The organism is Brevibacterium sp. HMSC07C04 (assembly GCF_001815905.1).
Taxonomy (GTDB): domain Bacteria; phylum Actinomycetota; class Actinomycetes; order Actinomycetales; family Brevibacteriaceae; genus Brevibacterium.
In genome coordinates, this window is record NZ_KV823261.1 from 16,484 (window position 1) to 33,712 (window position 17,229).

Here is a 17,229-nt window from a genome sequence, read left to right on the forward strand (position 1 = left end):
CCTGTCGTTCTTCCCAAGGAGGGGTTATGGCGTCCATCTTCACTAAGATCCTCGACGGAGAGATTCCCGGCGCGTTCGTCTATCAAGACGACCGCTGCGCAGCTTTTATGGACATCAGTCCGCTGACCGATGGGCACGTGCTCGTCATCCCGCGTGAAGAGATTGACCACTGGCTCGACCTGCCTGAAGACCTCACAGCTCATCTCATGTCGGTCGCTCAGAAGATCGGGCGGGCACAGAAGAAGGCGTTCTCCTGTGAGCGCATTGGGGTCTTGATTCAGGGATATGAAGTGCCCCACGTGCATATCCACGTGTGGCCCACGAACTCGGTTGAGGACTTCCGTCTGGAAAACACCCGCGGATCGACTGAGGCCGAAGACATCGCAGCAGCTGCGGAGAAGATCAAGGCCGAGCTTGCCTGAAGGCCATTCGATTCACCGCATTGCCCGCCGGTTCAACGCTGATTTCGCCGGGCGCGCGGTGACCGCCTCATCACCCCAGGGGCGCTTTTCTGACGGTGCCGCGCTCATCAGCGGCAGTGAGCTGGGGGAGTGCTATGCCGTCGGCAAGCACCTGTTCCTTCCGTTCGAGGGCGAGCGCACGGTGCGGGTCCACCTGGGCATCTACGGCGCCTGGGATTTTCTCTACGCTGCCGGAATGCCCGAACGCGCTGGGCAGACGGGGGAGTATGCCGGATCGCTTGGGGCGCCTCGTCGGGTGCGCGCCGGTGAGGTCGAGAAGGCAGAGGAACTCGAATCGGTTTGGCCGCCGGAACCGGTGGGGCAGGTGCGTCTGCGCCTGCTGACCGAGGGCGTGTGCGCTGACCTGCGCGGCCCTATGGTGTGTGAGGTCCTCACCCCTCACGAGGTGGAAGCTCAGCTGGCGGCACTCGGTCCTGATCCGCTGGTCGACGGAAATGCTCGCGGCGGTCGCAGATTTGCTGAGAATGTGCGCAGGCGCCGTCCGATCGGCAGTCTGCTCATGGATCAGTCTGTTGTCGCAGGCATCGGCAATGTGTACAGAGCCGAAATGCTGTTCCGTGCCGGGCTCAGTCCGTTCAAACCGGGAACCGAGTTGACCGATGGCGAAGTTTCCGCGCTGTGGCGCGATTGGGTGCGGCTGCTGCCCGTGGGAGTCGAAACAGGAGTTATGCTCACCCGCACGCGTCTGCGGGGCGCAAGCCGTCAGCGGGCAGCAGAAGACAGTGAGTTCCGCCATTTTGTGTATGGGCGCACGGGCCTGCCGTGTCGCGTGTGCAGAAATCCTGTGGCGATGACGGAAATGGAAGGGCGCAAACTGTACTGGTGCCCCGAATGCCAGAAGTGACGAAGGCGAGCCCGGCATATGTTGGGCTCGCCTTCGCCTCACGCTGTCTATGACGGCAGGAGACCGAGGAGGTCGGCCAATTGGTAGCAGCCGAGCCCTATGACGACCAGAGTGATGGCACCGCCGAAGACATTGGCCCAGAGGCCGTTGGCGTTATCACCTACTACCTTTTTGCTGTTCATCGTAACGAGCAGGAAGATCGCAATGATCGGCAGAAGCAGGCCGTTGGCAGCCTGAGCTATGACGATGAGCTGAATCGGCTCGATGCCGGTCAGGGCAATAATCGCCCCGACGGCGAGGACTGAAATCCATACCCCGCGAAACAGCGGGCTCTTCATGTCGGTGCTTTTGCCGAGTATTCCGGTGATGGCATAGGCCGCGCCGAGTGGGCCGGCAAGAGCGGAGGTGAAGCCCGCCGCGAACAGCCCGAGTGCGAACACCCATGTCGAGGCATCTCCCAGCAACGGTTGAAGCGATGTGGAGAGGTCTTCCGCAGTTTCGGCGCTCATTCCGTGCAGGAAAAGTGCGCCGAAAGACGTCGCCATGACCGCCAGTGTGATGAGTCCGCCAAGTGAGATCGAGGCGGCGGTGTCGAGACGAGCTTCCTTCATAGCCTGCATCTTCGGCACACCCTCCCAGTTTTCCTGCACGAGGCTTGCGTGGAGGAAGACATTGTATGGGACCACTGTCGTGCCGATCAGCGCGATTGCTGTCAGCGCAGATCCCGGCGGCAGCGATGGTGCGAAGATCCCTTTGAAGATCTCGCCGACTGGAGGCTGCACAACGAAGGCGGTGATGACGAACAGGATTGTGAGGATGCCGACCATGACCATGAGCACACGCTCGATGGTTTTGTAGCTGCCGGTGATGAGCAGACTGAAGATCGCGACGACTATGAGCGCGACGATGATTCTCATGTCGATGGGTGCGACCGCCGATACGGCTAACGATGTTCCCGTCGTGTCGCCCCCGGCGTAGGCCGCACCGCCGATGCCGATCGCGGCTACCACGAGGATGATCATGAGCGTGCGCAGAATGGGATTGTCAAGCGCGCGGCGCATGGCTTCACCGAGGCCGAGGCCCGCGCCGATGCCGAGCCTGACCGCCATTTCCTGCAGGACGAGAGTGGCGATGATCGAGAAGACAACAGACCATGCCAGTGTGAAGCCGTAGTCTGCGCCGGTGACGATAGCGGTCGTGATTGTGCCGGGGCCGATGAACGAGGCCGCAATGATGAGTCCAGGGCCGAACAGTGATCCCTGGCGCTTCTTTTCTGCTGTGTTTGGTGAAGAGGGGTTCACGAGAGCTCCTCTAGGCCGGGGAGTTTCCCCGATTATGTGACCGTCAGCATAACGATAGTGAGTGAAACGACAGTCGCGGGGATGTTTTCCTGTGTATCGCCTGAGTGCCTTAGCGGGAATGAACGAGCTCGCAGCATATGACGGACGGGCTCTCCGGCCCGGAGCCCGAACGCAAAAATCCCGGGACATCGAGTGAACGATATCCCGGGACTTGGTGGGCCCAGAGGGACTCGAACCCCCGACCCTCTCGGTGTAAACGAGATGCTCTAGCCAACTGAGCTATAGGCCCTAACCGTGATAAGAATACAGTCAGTCGGCGATCCTGCCAATTCGGCTCAGCGTGCTGGCAAGAGCGGCTCTGCTGTCAGCTGGTCCAGCAGTGGAGTCAAACAGGGCTCGATTCTGTTCAAACGCGACTGCCGCGCAGGTGAGCACCACCGAGCAGTGACGCTCCGCCTCGTCGGAAATCTGGGCGCGCACCGCAGCGGGCAGGACAGGGTCACCCGAATGAGCGTAGGCGAGCGAAAAGATGTCCGCACCGTCGCGGTAGCGCAGCAGGACATCGTGCATGCGCAGCAGAATGTCAGCCCCGGTCATGCCTGCGCCCTGTCCGATAGCCTCATCCACTTCAGTGGCGATGCGCCGGGCTACAAGGACGAAGATCTCCTGCTTGTTCTTCACGTGCCAGTACAATGCGGATGGGCCGACACCCAGGTCGCGAGCCAATCTGCGCATAGAAAGGTCGCCCATGCCGTAGTCGGTGAGGATGGCTACCGCAGCATCGGCAATGCGGTGAACAGACAGGCTCATGGAGTCAATCATGGCAGGTCGGAAGCCGGATTTCGCAATCAGTCCGCGGTGGGCTATAGTTGTCCCCGTTGCCATTCACGGGATATGGCGCAGTTTGGTAGCGCGCCTCGTTCGGGACGAGGAGGTCGTGGGTTCAAATCCCGCTATCCCGACGAGTCCTCGGGTCCATCCGAGGACTTTTGCTTTAGAGGAAGGCAACCACAATGAAGTGGACCGCAGTACTCGCTGCCGCCGCTGTCTTGACGCTCACCGCATGCGGTGCCCGCCCCCTGTCTGAACTTGAAGATGTGCAGGGCACAGTCTCTGAAACATCGGTGCCGGAAGAAGAAAAAGCAAAAGACGCCCTCGATTCGATCCAAGAAGACGCTGAGCTCAAAGCCCTGCTTCCTGACGATGTTCGCCAGCGCGGGCTGAAATGGGCTACGTCCGTCGGCTATCCGCCCATGGAGCTGTGGACATCCGATAACTCTGAAATCATCGGGGTCGATCCGGCGATAGCGCACGCAGTATCAAAGAAGCTCGGTGTGCCGATGTCTTTGGAGAACCAGGAGTTCGCATCGCTCATCCCCGGCCTGATCTCGAAGCGCTATGACGTGATGATCAGTTCGACAACAGACAACGAAGAGCGCCGCAAGACCACAACTTTCGTCGACTACGTCCAAGCCGGAAACGCTTTCCTCGTCTACGAAGGAAACCCCGAAGGGATTGCCCGTCCCGATGACCTCTGCGGCAAATCGGTGGCCCTGGTCGCCAACGGATCGTCGTTCGAAAAGGCCAAAGAGTTCTCCAAGAAGTGCGAAGACAACGGCAAACAGCCCTATAAGATCCTCAGCTTCGAAGACGACAACAACGCCAACCTCGCTGTTCAAAGCCGACGGGCCACTGCCACGGTGACTGATTTTCCAGTCGCCGCATACCGGGCAGCCGATAAGAAGAACAAGATGGCAGTCGTGCCGATCGACGGCGACGAAGCCGTGTGGGGCATCGGCATTGACAATTCCCGCACAGAGCTGGTTGACCCCATCTACGGGGCGCTGAGTGCGCTGATAGAAGACGGCACCTACGGGGAGATCCTGAAAGCGTGGGACGTCGAGCGCATGGCGGTGGACAAGGTCACAGTCAACTTGGAGGAGCACACGATCGGCGGTGACGACTGATGCGCACAGAGCCATTTGTCGACGCGGACGGCACACAGCGCAGAATCATTGCGCCTGTCCCGTGGGGCAGGATTGCTGTGGGGGCTCTGGCCATCCTGTTCGTGGTGTGGGTGCTGTCGTTGTTCGTCTTCAACGAAAGAATCCTCTGGTCTGAAGTTGCCCACTACTTCTTCTATTCGACAATCCTCAGCGGGATTGCCAATACGCTCTGGATTTCTGTCATCGCTACGCTGGTGGGCCTCGTCCTGGGCGTGCTGCTGGCCATTATGAAGCTGTCCCACAACCCGGTGCTGCGGGCCATTTCCGAGGTCTATCTGTGGATCTTCCGCGGAACGCCGGTTCTTGTGCAGCTGGTCTTCTGGTTCAATCTGGCTTTTCTGCTGCCGTACCTGATCGTCAAGATCCCGTTCACCACGATCGGCGTATTCTGGGAAACCAATGCGCTTATAGGCCCAACCGAAGCCGCAATCCTCGGGCTTGGCCTCAACATGGCGGCGTACTTCGCGGAAACCGTGCGGGCGGGTATTCAGGCAGTCGATGTCGGCCAGACCGAGGCAGCGCTTGCCGGCGGACTTACACGCCGCCAGACCATGCGCTTGGTGGTCTTGCCGCAGGCCCTGCGGATAATCATTCCACCTACTGCCAATGAGTTCATCTCGATGCTCAAAACCACGTCACTGGTGATGATCGTCGCGGGACACGACCTCATGACAAATGCGGCGATCATCTATAAGCAGAACAACCTCATCATCGAACTGCTCATTGTGGTGAGCATCTGGTACATGATCATGACCGCAATAGCCACCTTCCTCCAGAGTCTGCTGGAGAAGCGGTTCGGCAAGGACCGTGTGCGCAGCGCCCGGGGTGCTACGTGGGCGCAGAATCTTGTCGGGCGGATGAGCCGCTCTTCTTCTGAGAAAACTCCCGAATCATCGGCCGCGCGCCGTACAGCGGAAGGATCCGGCCGTGCCAGCTGAAGACGTCATCGTCCATGCGGAGGGTGTCAAGAAGTCCTACGGGGAGCACGAAGTCCTGCGGGGCGTGGATTTCCAGGTTCGATCGGGCGAAGTCGCCTGCATCATCGGACCTTCTGGTTCTGGAAAGTCGACGTTTCTGCGCACCCTCAACGGTTTGGAGTCGGTTGATTCCGGCAGTCTGACAGTGATGGGGGAGCAGGTGGGCTTCAGTCGGCGCGGCGAAGACTACCTGCGCTGGTCCGACAGGCGCTACGCGCAGTTCCGACAGCACATCGGCATGGTGTTTCAGCGATTCAACCTGTACGGACACCTTGATGCAGAAGAAAACGTCATGCTCAGCATGCGCCACGTCAAGGGGCTTTCTAAGTCGAAGGCCGAAAAGCGGGCAATTGAGGAACTTGAACGCGTTGGACTAGCAGAACACCGCCACAAGAAGGCGCACCAGCTCTCAGGTGGGCAGCAGCAGCGGGTTGCGATTGCGCGCAGCCTCGCGATGGATCCCGCGCTCATGCTTTTTGACGAACCGACCAGCGCATTGGATCCAGAGCTCGTCGACGAGGTGCTCTCGACTATGCAGCGGCTCGCTCTGGAGGGCATGACTATGGTCGTGGTCACGCATGAGCTCGGCTTTGCTCGAGAAGTCGGCGACACGCTGGCGTTCTTCGACCAGGGAGTCGTCGTTGAAAAAGGAGCGCCGGAAGCGCTCTTGGACAATGCCGACAGCGACCGGGTCCGCGCGTTCATCGAGCGCGTCCGCCACGCGTAGTCTGCCGTCTTCGGTGCGCTGATCTGGAATCCGCAAGCGCGGCGGCAGACAGCAAAAAGCGGGGGTGCCTCAACCAGGGGCACCCCCGCTCGTCGCCTCAGATCAGGCCTGCGAGCCTTCGCGCAGTGAGCGCTTGAGGATCTTGCCCGCCGAGTTCTTCGGCAGGGCGTCTACGAAGTGCACAGCCTTGGGGACTTTGAACCCTGCGAGTTTGCCCTTGACGTGCTCGATGACAGCGTCTTCGGTGAGGCTTGCGCGGCCGGCGTCGGCGCGGACGACGTAGGCGGTGATGGCCTCAATCCACTTTTCGTCGGGCATGCCGACCACCGAGACTTCTTCCACACCGTCCATGGCGAAGATGGCGTCTTCAACTTCGCGGCTTGCCACAAGAACACCGCCGGTGTTGATGACGTCCTTCACGCGGTCAACAACCGTGATGTAGCCCTCTTCGTCGGCGACCACAAGGTCTCCGGAATGGAACCAGCCGTCAACGAACGCTTCGGCGGTCTTCTCCGGCTTGTTCCAGTAGCCTTCGGCCAGCTGTGGGGAGCGGTAGAGGATTTCTCCGCGCTGTCCGACCTCGACGTCGTTGCCGTCGAGGTCGACAATCCTGGTTTCGACGAACAGCGCTGGGCGGCCGGCCGATGCCGGACGGTCTGCGTGCTCTTCGGGGCGCAGCACGGTGCACAGCGGTCCCATTTCGGACTGTCCGAAGCAGTTGTAGAGGCCGAGTTCCGGCAGCTGCTTCTGCAGGCGCTCAACAATCGGGCCGGGCATGATGGATGCCCCGTAGTACGCCTTCTTGAGCGACGAAAGGTCGCGCGTGGTGAAGCTCGGGTTGTTGGTCAGCGCAACCCACACGGTCGGAGCAGCGAAGAACGCGGTGATGCGCTCCTTTTCGATGAGTTCGAGAAGCTCCTGCGGAACCGGGGTGGGCACGATGATGCTGTATGCGCCGCGCATGAGGGCGGGAATGAGCAGCACGTGCATCTGAGCCGAGTGGTACAGCGGCAGGGCGTGGACAAAGCGGTCCGAGCTTGTGAAATCCAGAGACGTCAGTGCGGACAGGTACTGGTGCATGAGGCTGCGGTGCGTCATCACGGCACCCTTGGGCGACGAGGTGGTTCCCGAGGTGTAGAGCAGCTGCACACGATCGGTGTCGACGGGAGAGAATTCGCCGTCGCGGGCCGGGCCGTCGACTTTGAGGGCCGGTTCCACGAGGTCTTCCATGAGCATGCGCTCACGCTTCTGGCCGGCTTCAGTTTCCTCAATGAACGGCATCAGGGCTTCTTCGGCCAAAACCAGCTTGGGGTCCGAGTCTGACAGGATGTAGTCGAGTTCGTCCTTCGTCAGCTGATAGTTGACGGGCACGTGGATGAGTCCTGCGCGAGCGCAGGCTAAGAACACAATGGCGAAAATGTCAGAGTTTTTGCTGTAGGCGGCAACGCGGTCGGCTTTTTCCAGGCCCCGTTCGGTGAACAGTCGGGCGATGTTGGTAACTGCCTGGTCGAGCTGACTGTAGGTCCAAGTCCGTTCCTGGAAGACGATGGCGGTGGCCCCGGGAGTGCGCGCGGCGCTGCGCTTGACGATATCTCCGATGGTGGAGCGATTCTCTTCTGTGAGTTGTGTCATAGCAGAATCGTGGCACAGTTCAAACGATCATTCAATTTTCGGGCGCTGTCTTATATTCCCCGTTGATGCGTTAGTTTGAAGACATGACGAATGTGCGCGACGTAATGGGCGTCTGTGAACAGCTGTGGCCGAAAAACCTCGCCGAGGACTGGGATTCCGTTGGGCTGGCAGTAGGTGATCCTGAATCTGCCGTGACCCACGTTCACTGCGCCCTGGATCCATCTGACGACGTCATCGCAGAAGCGGTTGAACTCGGCGCGGACTTCCTCTTCACGCACCATCCGCTGCTGCTTCGCGGCGTGACTTCCGTTGCCGCCGACACCTTAAAAGGAGGGGCTGTTCATACTCTGATCCAGTCTGGCATCGCACAGTTCAATGCGCACACGAACGCAGACTCCGTGCTCGGCGGCGTATCCGATGTTCTGGCCGACATCCTCCAGCTGCAGGATGTCCAACCGCTTGTCCAGCACCCGGAAGCCGACGAGGGGGTAGGCCTGGGCCGGGTCGGGACCGTTGAGCCGACCAGCGTTGAAGACATCGCCGTGCGCTTAGCTCAGGGAGTTGATCTGTCTGTCCGGGGTATCGCCATCGGCGGTGACCCCAGTGCTGAAGTCACCCGCATCGCCGTTCTCGGAGGGGCCGGCGACTCGATGTTCGGCGCTGCGCGAAAGGCGAGGGCTCAGCTCTACGTCACATCGGATCTGCGTCATCACCCCGCATCGGAAGCTCTCGATACGGGTGCTCGCGGTGGCCCTCTCGAACACCTCATCGACATTTCCCACTACTCAGCGGAGTCGGCGTGGATTCCACGCGCTGCCGAACAGCTCGACGAAGCCCTGCGCTCTGGCGGCCACAGCGTCACGGTGACAGTGTCAGATGTCTGTTCGGACCCGTGGAGCGCGGTCGTTCTCCCTGATTCAGAGGAGTGGCAGTGGAACTGACTGAACAGCAGCACGCGGCCGCGCTGGAGTATGCGTCGCTGAGCGCGCAGATTCGCCGCAATCGCGCCGCGGCGCAGCAGAAAGAGCGCGTGGCACGTCTGCAGGAACTGGCAGAGGACCACCGCACCCTTGCCGCACAAGCCAAAGACGTGCGCGCCGAAATTGAAAGTCACCAGAAGGAAGCCCGCGCGGCCGGGGCACAAGCCGCCGACGGTCGGACGAAGGCTGAGAGCATGGAGAGCAAACTCAATGCCGGGGTAGGACTCACAAGCCGGGATCTCGTGGCGCTGCAGGCAGACATCGAATCTGTGCGCGCTGCTGTCGGTCAGGCGGAAGACAGGGAGCTGCAAGCTCTCGAGAGTGCTGAATCGGCCGAGGCCCAGCTGGAACAGCTGCGCAGGCGTGCTGAGGAAATCGCGTCGGAGGGAAAAGCCGAGGGGCAGCGCCGACAAGAAGAAGCTGCCCGCCTGGACGGTGAACACGCCCAGCTGGTCGAACAGATTCAGGCGAAACTTTCTGAGCTTCCCGCCGGAGCAGCCTCGATTATCCGCTCTTCCGGCATCGGAGTGCTGGCGGCGGGCGCCTGCGGAGCGTGCGGGGCCGCGCTTTCCGGTGTGCAGGCGGATGCAGTCCGCAACGCGAAGCGCACCTGGGCGTTTCAGTGCGAAGACTGCGAGAGCCTCGTCGTTCAGGCCTGATCGAACGGGCTGCCAGCGGTAGGCCGGTGCGCTGTCCCGTTGCTGCGGTCAGGCGTCAGGCAGAACAACAGTGAGGACCGCAGACTGTTTTCCGCTTGAGGGCCCAAACTCGACTTCGAACCGTTCTGCAACAGCTTCCGCAATGGCTTCGGGCGACGTCGGCAGCGGGCCGCGGCGCTGCAGAAGGTGCGCCGCCACCAGGCCGCGCGTGTGCTTAGCCCAGTGCGACACGATTTTGCGCTGTCCGGCTGTCTCCTTGACGACATTGACAGCAACCGTGTTCTCCGGGATGCCGGGCCAGGGCCTGCGATAGTTGCCCGAACGGCAGTCGAGGACCGGCGCATCGCCGAAGTGCTCGGCGAGAGGTTCCTGCAGAGCCTGCTTCCACAGTTTCGCCAGCGGACCCAGATCGCCCAGTGAGGTCTTCATCGACAGACGGTAGGCGGGGATCCGATCGAGCGCGCCGACAATGCCGAAGAGAGCCGACGCAATGAACACTCGCTCGACCTTTTCGCGCGGAGCCTGCAGAACAGAAGGAACATCGAGGGCTTCGAACAGGACGCCGGTGTAGACCGTCAGCGCGTGCGCGGCAGGCTCAGTATCGAGGTCGATATTGCGGGCGACTTCACCGGCAATCCGTTCACCGACGCCCAACTGCTCCAGTGCATCCGGCGCGGCGCTGACTTTCTGCAGCTCGGCAAGCACCTCACGCCTCGTTTCATTGAGTTCCGGCAGCGACAGAGACGACAGGTCGAGAGGCGCTCCGTCTTGCGCCGGTGTTTTGCCTTCGGACGGCGGCAGAAGAATGAACATGATGCTCATTCTAAAAGCCCGCACATATACACTTGGCCGAGGACAGGCCACCAGACGGTCGCGTTCGGACCGCGTGTCCGGCCGAGGAAAGTCCGGGCTCCGCAGAGCACGGTGGTGGCTAACAGCCACCCGGGGAAACCCGCGGGAAAGTGCCGCAGAAAGCTAAACCGCCAGCCTGCTGGTAAGGGTGAAAAGGTGGTGTAAGAGACCACCAGGGCCCGCGGTGACGCGGGCCGCTGGGTAAACCCCACCGGGAGCAAGATCGTGCAGACGGCCACACGGCTGCTCGTCGTGCCGTCGGGTGGATTGCTTGAGGCCTGCAGCAATGCAGGTCCTAGACAGATGACCGTCGCTTAGGCTTCGGCCTGAGAACAGAACCCGGCTTATCGGTGGCCTGTCCCCACCACGGTTTTCGCCTGCTGTCAGCGCTGCGCGCCGGTGGGGACAGAAGCACCGTGCACTGCCGCGCCGATGATTCCGGCATCATTTTGCATCTTCGCCGGGGCAGCGGGCGTGCTGATATCGAGCAGGTGCAGCCAGTCGGCATGATCCTGCGAAACGCCTCCGCCGAAGACAAATGCATCCGGGTTGATGAGCTTTTCGATTTCCCTGCAGTAGCGGCTGAGCTTGGCCGCCCACGTGGGATAGTCCAGGCCGAGCCGCACTTTGGCACTGGCAGAGGCGCTCAGCTCCGCATCTTCGCCGCCTATCTCAACGTGGCCCAGTTCGGTAAACGGCACCAGCCTGCCGCGCGTGAACAGCGCGGTTCCAATGCCAGTGCCCAGGGTCAGCATCATGACGGTCCGGTCGTGCCAGCCTCGGCCAGCGCCGAAGGTCATTTCGGCAATGCCGGCTGCGTCCGCGTCGTTGAGAAACACACACGGCCGACCGAGAGCAGCGCCCATGGTCTGCTCGATGTTCGTGCCCAACCACGAATCGTCGAGGTTGAAAGCGAACGTGACAAGACCCCTCTTGACTACCCCGGGGAACGCGATGCCGACCGGGACAGGGAGCGTCGTCGACGTCTCGTCCGCAGATTCGGCTGCCGAGGCGCCGACGGGACTCTCTGCCAGCACTTCGGCTGCCGCACCGCAGACTGCATTCGTGAGGGTTTCTGGGGTGGCGGGCTGTGGCGTCGGCACGACGACACGTTCGCCGATGACTCGCCCGCGTTCGAGGTCGACCAGTCCGGCCTTGATGGACGATCCGCCGATGTCAATGCCCAAAGCACAGGAGCGTGCTCCAGCCGAATCGTGCAGCTCGCCGCGGTCAGTCACGGCCGGCCACGAGTTCGACATCGGGGAGCGTGAGGATTTCCGCGCCGTCTTCGGTGACCACGAGAGTGTGTTCGAACTGTGCGGAGCGGCGACGATCGGCTGTCACGATCGTCCAGCCGTCATCCCACTGTTCCCAATTGATGGTGCCCAGGTTGAGCATCGGCTCGATCGTGAAGATCATGCCCGGCTGGATTTCGTCCGCGTAGTTCGGCGCGGCGTCGTAGTGGGGGATGATGAGCCCGGAGTGGAATTCGCGTCCGACGCCGTGGCCGGTGTAGTCCCGGACAACTCCGTAGCCGAATCGCTTGGCGTATTTCTCAATGACGCGGCCGATGATGTTGAGCGACCGTCCGGGTTTGACGGTTTTTATGCCGCGCATGAGCGATTCGTGGGTTCTTTCGACCAACAGGCGAGACTCTTCGTCGACGTTGCCGGCCACAAAGGTGAAATTCGTGTCGCCGTGCATGCCGTTCTTGTACGCGGTGACATCGAGGTTCACAATGTCACCGTCTTGAATCACGGTGGTGTCGGGGATGCCGTGGCAGATGACCTCATTGATCGAGGTGCACACCGACTTGGTGAAGCCCCTGTAGTCAAGAGTTGACGGGTAGGCGCCGTGGTCCAGAAGGTATTCGTGAACCACGACGTCGATTTCGTCAGTTGTGCGTCCGGGCTCAACGAGTTTGCCGCCCTCGGCCATGGCATTGGCCGCGATGCGACCGGATTCGCGTACGAGCTCGATTTCTTCGGCCGTGTAGAAGTTGCTGCCGTTGCCCTCGTTCGGTTCGGCTTTTCCAACGTATTCGGGACGTTCAATGTGAGGCGGAACGGCGCGCATGGGCGCTACTGTTCCTTTTGTGAGAGTTCCAAGGGGCGCAGAATTCGTCATGATGACATCATTGTAGACAGCTAGAGTTGTACCCAGGGAGGTGCGCTATGTCGTACGAAGAAGATAAGTACTGGTTCAACACCAAGACCGGCCAGGTTGAAAAGGGACGCAAGAGCCCCTTTTGGAACCGCCTGGGACCCTATGACAGCGAAGCCGAGGCGCAGGCCGCCCTTGCCACTGCCAGCGAGCGCAACCGCAAATGGGAAGAAGACGACGAGGCCTGGCGCTGATGGGCCTAACAAAGCAGCAGGAAGCGGTTCTTCGCGATGTCGACGACCGTGATGTCCGGTTTGTGCGCTTGTGGTTTCCGGACATTCTGGGCGGTTTGAAGTCCGTTGCGATCGTTCCCGACGAACTCGAGGGGGCGTTCACCGAAGGCATAGGCTTTGACGGTTCGGCACTCGAGGGCTTTTCGCGGGTCATTGAAGACGACATGGTTCTTCGCCCCGACCCGTCAACCTATTCGCTGCTGCCGTGGCGCGGCGAAGCGGAGCCGACGGGCCGGATGTTCTGTGATGTGCTCACTCCCGACGGAGAACCGGCTGCTTCCTATCCGCGCAATGTGCTGGCCCGCACTCTGGAGAAAGCTCGCGAGCGCGGCTTCACCTTTGTTGTGCATCCCGAAATGGAGTTCTACCTCTTCCGTTCGGCTGAACTGAGCGGCAAGGCCCCCGTGCCGGTCGACAGCGCCGGATATTTTGACCACGTCAACGGAGGCACCGCCAACGACTTCCGGCGCAGTGCAGTGCAGATGCTCGAATCCATGGGCATTTCTGTGGAGTTCTCACATCACGAAGCCGGCCCCGGGCAGAACGAGATCGACCTGCGCTACGCGGATGCGATGACCATGGCCGACAACGTCATGACGTTTAAGGCTGTTGTGAAAGAGGTCGCGATCTCCCGGGGCGTGCACGCCACGTTCATGCCCAAGCCGCTGGCTGATCAGCCCGGCAATGGGATGCACACGCATTTGTCGCTGTTCGAAGGCGAAGACAATGCATTCTTCGAAGCCGGCGCTGAATACCAGCTGTCGGCCACCGGCCGCCAGTTTGCGGCCGGCCTGCTGCACTACGCCCGTGATATCGCGGCGGTGACCAACCAGTACGTCAACTCCTACAAACGGCTGTGGACCGGGCACGAAGCCCCCTCCTACATCAGCTGGGGCAAAACCGGGACAGCCCTTGTGAGGGTTCCGCAGTACAAGTCCGGCAAGGAATCGTCTGCGCGCATCGAATACCGCGGCATGGATTCCTGCGCCAACCCCTATCTGGCCTATTCGGTGCTGTTGGCAGCGGGGCTCAAGGGCATTGAAGAGGGCATGGAGCTGCCACCGGAAGTTGAAGACGACGTGTGGGATCTCAGCGGGCGCGAACGCAGCGCTATGGGCATTGAGCCTCTTCCGGCGAGCCTGTCGGAAGCCCTCCAGACCATGGAGAACAGCGAACTTGTCGCCGACACCCTCGGCGAAGAGGTGTTCGACTTCTACCTGCGCGACAAAGCACGGGAATGGACGGAGTACCGCGCTCAGGTGACGGCCTACGAACTCGATGAGCTCTACACGAGAACATGATCCGGCGGTTCGATCTGGGCAGGCGGCAGGACCCCACTCGCACGCGGCGCGGAAAGTTCGACGCTCGCTTTGAGCGCTTTCTCTCCCAGTTCTGTGAACTGACCGGGCTCGAAGGGCGCGAATCCGCGGTGCGGGAGTTCGCCCGGTTCACGGGTGACCCCGGTTCGGTTTCACTGGGTTTGGTGCGGGTTGCCGAAGCGGCAGCTGACAATGAGGTCGATCTCGGTGCGCTCCTGCGAGAGTCCCAACACCTTCTTGACAGGCTCGTTCGCCTTGCGGGGAGTTCTGAAGCCTGTATTGACCACATTGTCCGGTGGCCCGACTCGCTGCGCCTGCTGGCCCGTGACGAAGACTTCCTGCGTTCTCAGCGCCGACGCGAGGTGCGCGGACGCATTGCCCGTTCGGTGTATGACGCCGATGGCCAACTGCTCTTAGGCGAAGACGGCAGAACAGCGCTGCGCCGGGCCTACCGGGACGAACTGATTCAGCTGACAGCCGCTGACCTCGGCAATCCGGAGCCGACCGCGGTCTACGACGCCGTCAGCAGGACGCTTACGGAAATGGCCGAAGGAGCGCTCATAGCCGCCCACGACATCGCCGCGGCGGAGTCAATGCCCGACGGATGCGCTGAACTGTCCGTCATCGCCATGGGCAAATGCGGTGCCCGTGAACTCAACTACGTGTCCGACGTCGACGTAGTCTTCGCCTTCAGCCCCGGGCCCACAGCGGCAGGCGAAGAGGCCGAACGCGCCCGCAGCTGCGCCTCGTCAGCGGCCCTGCGGATCATTGACCTCATATCAGCCGCCGCCGCAGAGCCGGCCCTATGGGAAGTCGACGCAGCGCTGCGCCCGGAGGGCAAAGCGGGGGCCCTTGTGCGCACCGTTGACGAGTTCGAGAACTACTACAGCGAAATTGCCGAAAACTGGGAGTTTCAGGCGCTGTTCAAAGCCCGCCCGGTCGCCGGTTCGGAACAGCTGGGCCAGCAGTGGGCCGAGGCGTGTCTGCCGCAGGTGTGGAGTGCTGCCCATCGCGACGACTTCATCCCGGAAGTTCGCGCTATGCGCCGCAGAGTTGTCGACCTCATTGATCGGTCCGAAGCTGACCGGCAGCTCAAGCTGGGGCCCGGCGGCCTGCGCGATGTTGAATTCTCCGCCCAGCTGCTCCAGTTGGTGCACGGCACAGAAGACCACGACATTCGAGAACCGAACACGCTCGAAGCGCTGCGCAGCCTAGAGCGCGGCGGCTACCTATCAGGAGAAGACGCCGCTGTGCTGGAAGAGGCGTACTCGTTCATGCGGGTGGTTGAACATCGTCTGCAGATTCCGCGCATGCGACGGGCCGCTGTTCTTCCAGATAGTCCAGAGGATCTGCGGGAACTGGCTCGCATGGTCTACCCGACGGGAGACCGTTCCGAGCTTCGGCTCAAACGCGAGCGCGACGACTACTCCAGACGAGTGCGGGCTCTGCACGAACAGGTCTTCTACCGCCCGATTCTCGATGCGGCGGTTGGCAGCGGCGCCGTGAGATTGCTGCCGGAGAAGGCTGCTGAAAGCCGCCTGCGCGCTTTCGGCTTTGTCGATCCGCGGTCGGCTATGCGCCACATTCACGACCTCTCCGCCGGAGTCAGCCGGGCCTCCCGCGTGCACCGGCAGGTTCTGCCGGCCATGCTCAGCTGGCTGTCAGAAGGTGTGGATCCGGATTCGGGTCTGCTCGCCTACCGCAGGCTGTCAGAACAGCTCGGCACATCTACGTGGTACCTCAAGCTGCTGCGCGATTCCGGTCAGGGCGCAGAAGCTCTTGCCCGGGTGCTGTCGCTGTCGCAGTACGCCACATCACACATCATGCACTACCACGGCTCCGTGCGGTGGCTTGCCGACCAGGACATGCTTCAGCCGACTCCGCTTGAATCGCTGCGCCAGGAGATGTCGGAACTCGTCGGCCGGGGCAGGGGAGTGCCGGGCGTGCGCGCCGTCCACGGGCGAGAAAAGCTCAGAATCATCCTCGCGGACATTCTCGAGGTGATCCCCCGCAGTTCAGTTCCGCAGGCTCTGTCTGATGTGATGAGTGCAGCTGTAGAAGCTGCCCTGCTGTCGGTGCGGCGTGAGCTCGACACTGAACACCGGCTGTACGACTATGATTTCGCGATAATCGCAATGGGTCGACTGGGAGGCAGGGAGATCGGCGTGTTCTCCGATGCCGACGTGTGCTTTGTCTACCGCCCGGCAAACACAATGGGCGATGACGACCGCGAGGCACTGGCCAAGCACGCCCGGCGGGTGGCACTCGGACTGACCTCCGCTCTCAAAAGCCCACAGCAGGACCCCGCCATCGAACTCGATGCCGACTTGCGGCCCGAGGGGCGCAGCGGCCCCTATGTGCGAACCCTCGAGTCCTACCGGCGCTACTACAGTGCGTGGAGTGAACCGTGGGAGGCCCAGGCTCTGCTGCGAGCCCGCCCGATTGCCGGCGACGAAGAGCTCATGAACGACTATGTCGACATGATCAACCCCCTGCGCTATCCGGAGAGTCTGCCGCAGCGATCTGTTATGCAGGTGCGTCGGCTCAAAGCGCGCATGGAAGACGAACGACTGCCGCGGGGAGCTGACCGGCGTCAGCACGTCAAACTGGGAACCGGGGGACTGAGCGACGTCGAATGGACCGTGCAGCTCCTGCAGCTGCAGCACGGGGCTGAGTTCTCAGGACTGCGCACGACTTCGACCCTGCCGGCTCTGCGCACTGCCCGAGATGAAGGTCTCATCGGCGCTTCCGAGCACGAAATACTGAGAACCGCTTGGCTTATGGCAACGGAAGTGCGCAACGCCATCACGCTGCACCGCGGCAAACCCAGCGACAGTCTGCCCAGCGACATTCGCGAACTCGAAGCTGCGGCCAGGCTCATGGGATATCCGCAGGGCAGCGCACAGCAGCTCGTCGATGACTATCTGCGGGTGACGCGTTGGGCGCGCTCGACGATGGAAGTCATCTTCTACGGAGACGATCCGGCAGACTAGCAGTCGGATCGACCAGCAGAACGTCAAGGGCCCGGTTTCTGCCGGGCCCTTGACGTTCAGC

At 61.6% G+C, this 17,229-nt stretch carries 16 protein-coding genes, 2 tRNA genes and 1 other RNA gene; 12 read left to right on the forward strand and 7 right to left on the reverse strand.

Going from position 1 to position 17,229, the window contains the following annotated elements:
* The first annotated feature begins 26 nt into the window (after positions 1-26).
* Positions 27-422 carry an HIT family protein gene (locus HMPREF3162_RS05965; RefSeq protein WP_070572869.1) on the forward strand — a complete coding sequence of 132 codons (396 nt, stop codon included), beginning with the start codon at positions 27-29 and terminating at the stop codon, positions 420-422.
* On the forward strand, positions 415-1,326 hold the full coding sequence (locus tag HMPREF3162_RS05970) for an Fpg/Nei family DNA glycosylase (protein ID WP_070777221.1): 912 nt from the start codon (positions 415-417) through the stop codon (positions 1,324-1,326). The genes HMPREF3162_RS05965 and HMPREF3162_RS05970 overlap by 8 nt, the downstream gene beginning before the upstream one ends.
* 47 nt (positions 1,327-1,373) lie before the next feature.
* On the opposite strand, the gene HMPREF3162_RS05975 is transcribed toward HMPREF3162_RS05970, so the two are convergent.
* From HMPREF3162_RS05975 to HMPREF3162_RS05985, 3 genes are all read right to left on the reverse strand, one after another.
* Entirely contained in the window at positions 1,374-2,627 is a 1,254-nt protein-coding gene (locus HMPREF3162_RS05975) for an Nramp family divalent metal transporter (protein ID WP_070777222.1), read from the reverse strand.
* Positions 2,628-2,839: 212 nt separating this feature from the next.
* A tRNA-Val gene (locus HMPREF3162_RS05980) sits at positions 2,840-2,916 on the reverse strand.
* 20 nt (positions 2,917-2,936) lie between these two features.
* Positions 2,937-3,437, reverse strand: a complete 501-nt coding sequence (locus HMPREF3162_RS05985; protein ID WP_070777374.1) for a TetR family transcriptional regulator — start codon at positions 3,435-3,437, stop codon at positions 2,937-2,939.
* Between the two features lie 78 nt (positions 3,438-3,515).
* Between HMPREF3162_RS05985 and HMPREF3162_RS05990 the strand changes: the two genes are divergently transcribed.
* The 4 genes from HMPREF3162_RS05990 to HMPREF3162_RS06005 all read left to right on the forward strand — a co-directional run bounded on the left by HMPREF3162_RS05990 (position 3,516) and on the right by HMPREF3162_RS06005 (position 6,337).
* Positions 3,516-3,589: transfer RNA gene (locus HMPREF3162_RS05990), tRNA-Pro, on the forward strand.
* Positions 3,590-3,640: 51 nt separating this feature from the next.
* Positions 3,641-4,594: an ABC transporter substrate-binding protein gene (locus HMPREF3162_RS05995; protein WP_070777224.1), complete on the forward strand. Its 954-nt coding sequence runs from the start codon at positions 3,641-3,643 to the stop codon at positions 4,592-4,594.
* Complete coding sequence (locus tag HMPREF3162_RS06000) at positions 4,594-5,571, forward strand: amino acid ABC transporter permease (RefSeq protein ID WP_070777226.1); 978 nt, start codon at positions 4,594-4,596, stop codon at positions 5,569-5,571. The genes HMPREF3162_RS05995 and HMPREF3162_RS06000 overlap by 1 nt, the downstream gene beginning before the upstream one ends.
* Complete coding sequence (locus tag HMPREF3162_RS06005) at positions 5,561-6,337, forward strand: amino acid ABC transporter ATP-binding protein (RefSeq protein ID WP_305366992.1); 777 nt, start codon at positions 5,561-5,563, stop codon at positions 6,335-6,337. The genes HMPREF3162_RS06000 and HMPREF3162_RS06005 overlap by 11 nt, the downstream gene beginning before the upstream one ends.
* A 102-nt stretch (positions 6,338-6,439) precedes the next feature.
* Here HMPREF3162_RS06005 and HMPREF3162_RS06010 read toward each other — a convergent pair whose 3' ends face one another.
* Positions 6,440-7,969 (reverse strand): fatty acyl-CoA synthetase, encoded by a 1,530-nt coding sequence (locus tag HMPREF3162_RS06010; protein ID WP_070777227.1) that lies wholly within the window; start codon positions 7,967-7,969, stop codon positions 6,440-6,442.
* Between the two features lie 83 nt (positions 7,970-8,052).
* On the opposite strand from HMPREF3162_RS06010, the gene HMPREF3162_RS06015 reads away from it, so the two are divergent.
* Positions 8,053-8,910: a Nif3-like dinuclear metal center hexameric protein gene (locus HMPREF3162_RS06015; protein ID WP_070777229.1), complete on the forward strand. Its 858-nt coding sequence runs from the start codon at positions 8,053-8,055 to the stop codon at positions 8,908-8,910.
* Entirely contained in the window at positions 8,901-9,608 is a 708-nt protein-coding gene (locus HMPREF3162_RS06020; protein WP_070572856.1) for a CT398-like coiled coil hairpin domain-containing protein, read from the forward strand. The genes HMPREF3162_RS06015 and HMPREF3162_RS06020 overlap by 10 nt, the downstream gene beginning before the upstream one ends.
* Positions 9,609-9,656: 48 nt before the next feature.
* Here HMPREF3162_RS06020 and HMPREF3162_RS06025 read toward each other — a convergent pair whose 3' ends face one another.
* Positions 9,657-10,421, reverse strand: coding sequence for a YaaA family protein (locus HMPREF3162_RS06025; protein ID WP_070777231.1), 765 nt, complete (start codon positions 10,419-10,421; stop codon positions 9,657-9,659).
* 42 nt (positions 10,422-10,463) lie between these two features.
* On the opposite strand from HMPREF3162_RS06025, the gene rnpB reads away from it, so the two are divergent.
* Positions 10,464-10,823, forward strand: an RNA gene (rnpB, locus tag HMPREF3162_RS06030) — RNase P RNA component class A.
* Positions 10,824-10,843: 20 nt separating this feature from the next.
* Here the strand turns inward: rnpB and HMPREF3162_RS06035 are convergent.
* Positions 10,844-11,698, reverse strand: coding sequence for an ROK family protein (locus tag HMPREF3162_RS06035; protein ID WP_256282683.1), 855 nt, complete (start codon positions 11,696-11,698; stop codon positions 10,844-10,846).
* Entirely contained in the window at positions 11,691-12,587 is an 897-nt protein-coding gene (gene map / locus HMPREF3162_RS06040; RefSeq protein ID WP_070572852.1) for a type I methionyl aminopeptidase, read from the reverse strand. The genes HMPREF3162_RS06035 and map overlap by 8 nt, the downstream gene beginning before the upstream one ends.
* 47 nt (positions 12,588-12,634) lie before the next feature.
* Between map and HMPREF3162_RS06045 the strand changes: the two genes are divergently transcribed.
* The 3 genes from HMPREF3162_RS06045 to HMPREF3162_RS06055 are packed head-to-tail and all read left to right on the forward strand — an operon-like array spanning position 12,635 to position 17,168.
* Positions 12,635-12,817 carry a hypothetical protein gene (locus tag HMPREF3162_RS06045; RefSeq protein ID WP_070572850.1) on the forward strand — a complete coding sequence of 61 codons (183 nt, stop codon included), beginning with the start codon at positions 12,635-12,637 and terminating at the stop codon, positions 12,815-12,817.
* Positions 12,817-14,157: a glutamine synthetase family protein gene (locus HMPREF3162_RS06050; RefSeq protein ID WP_070777233.1), complete on the forward strand. Its 1,341-nt coding sequence runs from the start codon at positions 12,817-12,819 to the stop codon at positions 14,155-14,157. Before HMPREF3162_RS06045 ends, HMPREF3162_RS06050 begins: the two co-directional genes overlap by 1 nt.
* Positions 14,154-17,168 (forward strand): bifunctional [glutamine synthetase] adenylyltransferase/[glutamine synthetase]-adenylyl-L-tyrosine phosphorylase, encoded by a 3,015-nt coding sequence (locus HMPREF3162_RS06055; RefSeq protein ID WP_070777235.1) that lies wholly within the window; start codon positions 14,154-14,156, stop codon positions 17,166-17,168. The genes HMPREF3162_RS06050 and HMPREF3162_RS06055 overlap by 4 nt, the downstream gene beginning before the upstream one ends.
* Positions 17,169-17,229: the final 61 nt, after the last annotated feature.

Coding starts and splice junctions, on each gene's coding strand:
- HMPREF3162_RS05965 (WP_070572869.1), top strand. CDS start 27: ATGGCGTCCATCTTCACTAAGATCCTCGACGGAGAGATTCCCGGCGCG.
- HMPREF3162_RS05985 (WP_070777374.1), bottom strand. CDS start 3,437: ATGAGCCTGTCTGTTCACCGCATTGCCGATGCTGCGGTAGCCATCCTC.
- HMPREF3162_RS05995 (WP_070777224.1), top strand. CDS start 3,641: ATGAAGTGGACCGCAGTACTCGCTGCCGCCGCTGTCTTGACGCTCACC.
- HMPREF3162_RS06000 (WP_070777226.1), top strand. CDS start 4,594: ATGCGCACAGAGCCATTTGTCGACGCGGACGGCACACAGCGCAGAATC.
- HMPREF3162_RS06010 (WP_070777227.1), bottom strand. CDS start 7,969: ATGACACAACTCACAGAAGAGAATCGCTCCACCATCGGAGATATCGTC.
- HMPREF3162_RS06015 (WP_070777229.1), top strand. CDS start 8,053: ATGACGAATGTGCGCGACGTAATGGGCGTCTGTGAACAGCTGTGGCCG.
- HMPREF3162_RS06025 (WP_070777231.1), bottom strand. CDS start 10,421: ATGTTCATTCTTCTGCCGCCGTCCGAAGGCAAAACACCGGCGCAAGAC.
- map (WP_070572852.1), bottom strand. CDS start 12,587: ATGACGAATTCTGCGCCCCTTGGAACTCTCACAAAAGGAACAGTAGCG.
- HMPREF3162_RS06045 (WP_070572850.1), top strand. CDS start 12,635: ATGTCGTACGAAGAAGATAAGTACTGGTTCAACACCAAGACCGGCCAG.
- HMPREF3162_RS06050 (WP_070777233.1), top strand. CDS start 12,817: ATGGGCCTAACAAAGCAGCAGGAAGCGGTTCTTCGCGATGTCGACGAC.
- HMPREF3162_RS06055 (WP_070777235.1), top strand. CDS start 14,154: ATGATCCGGCGGTTCGATCTGGGCAGGCGGCAGGACCCCACTCGCACG.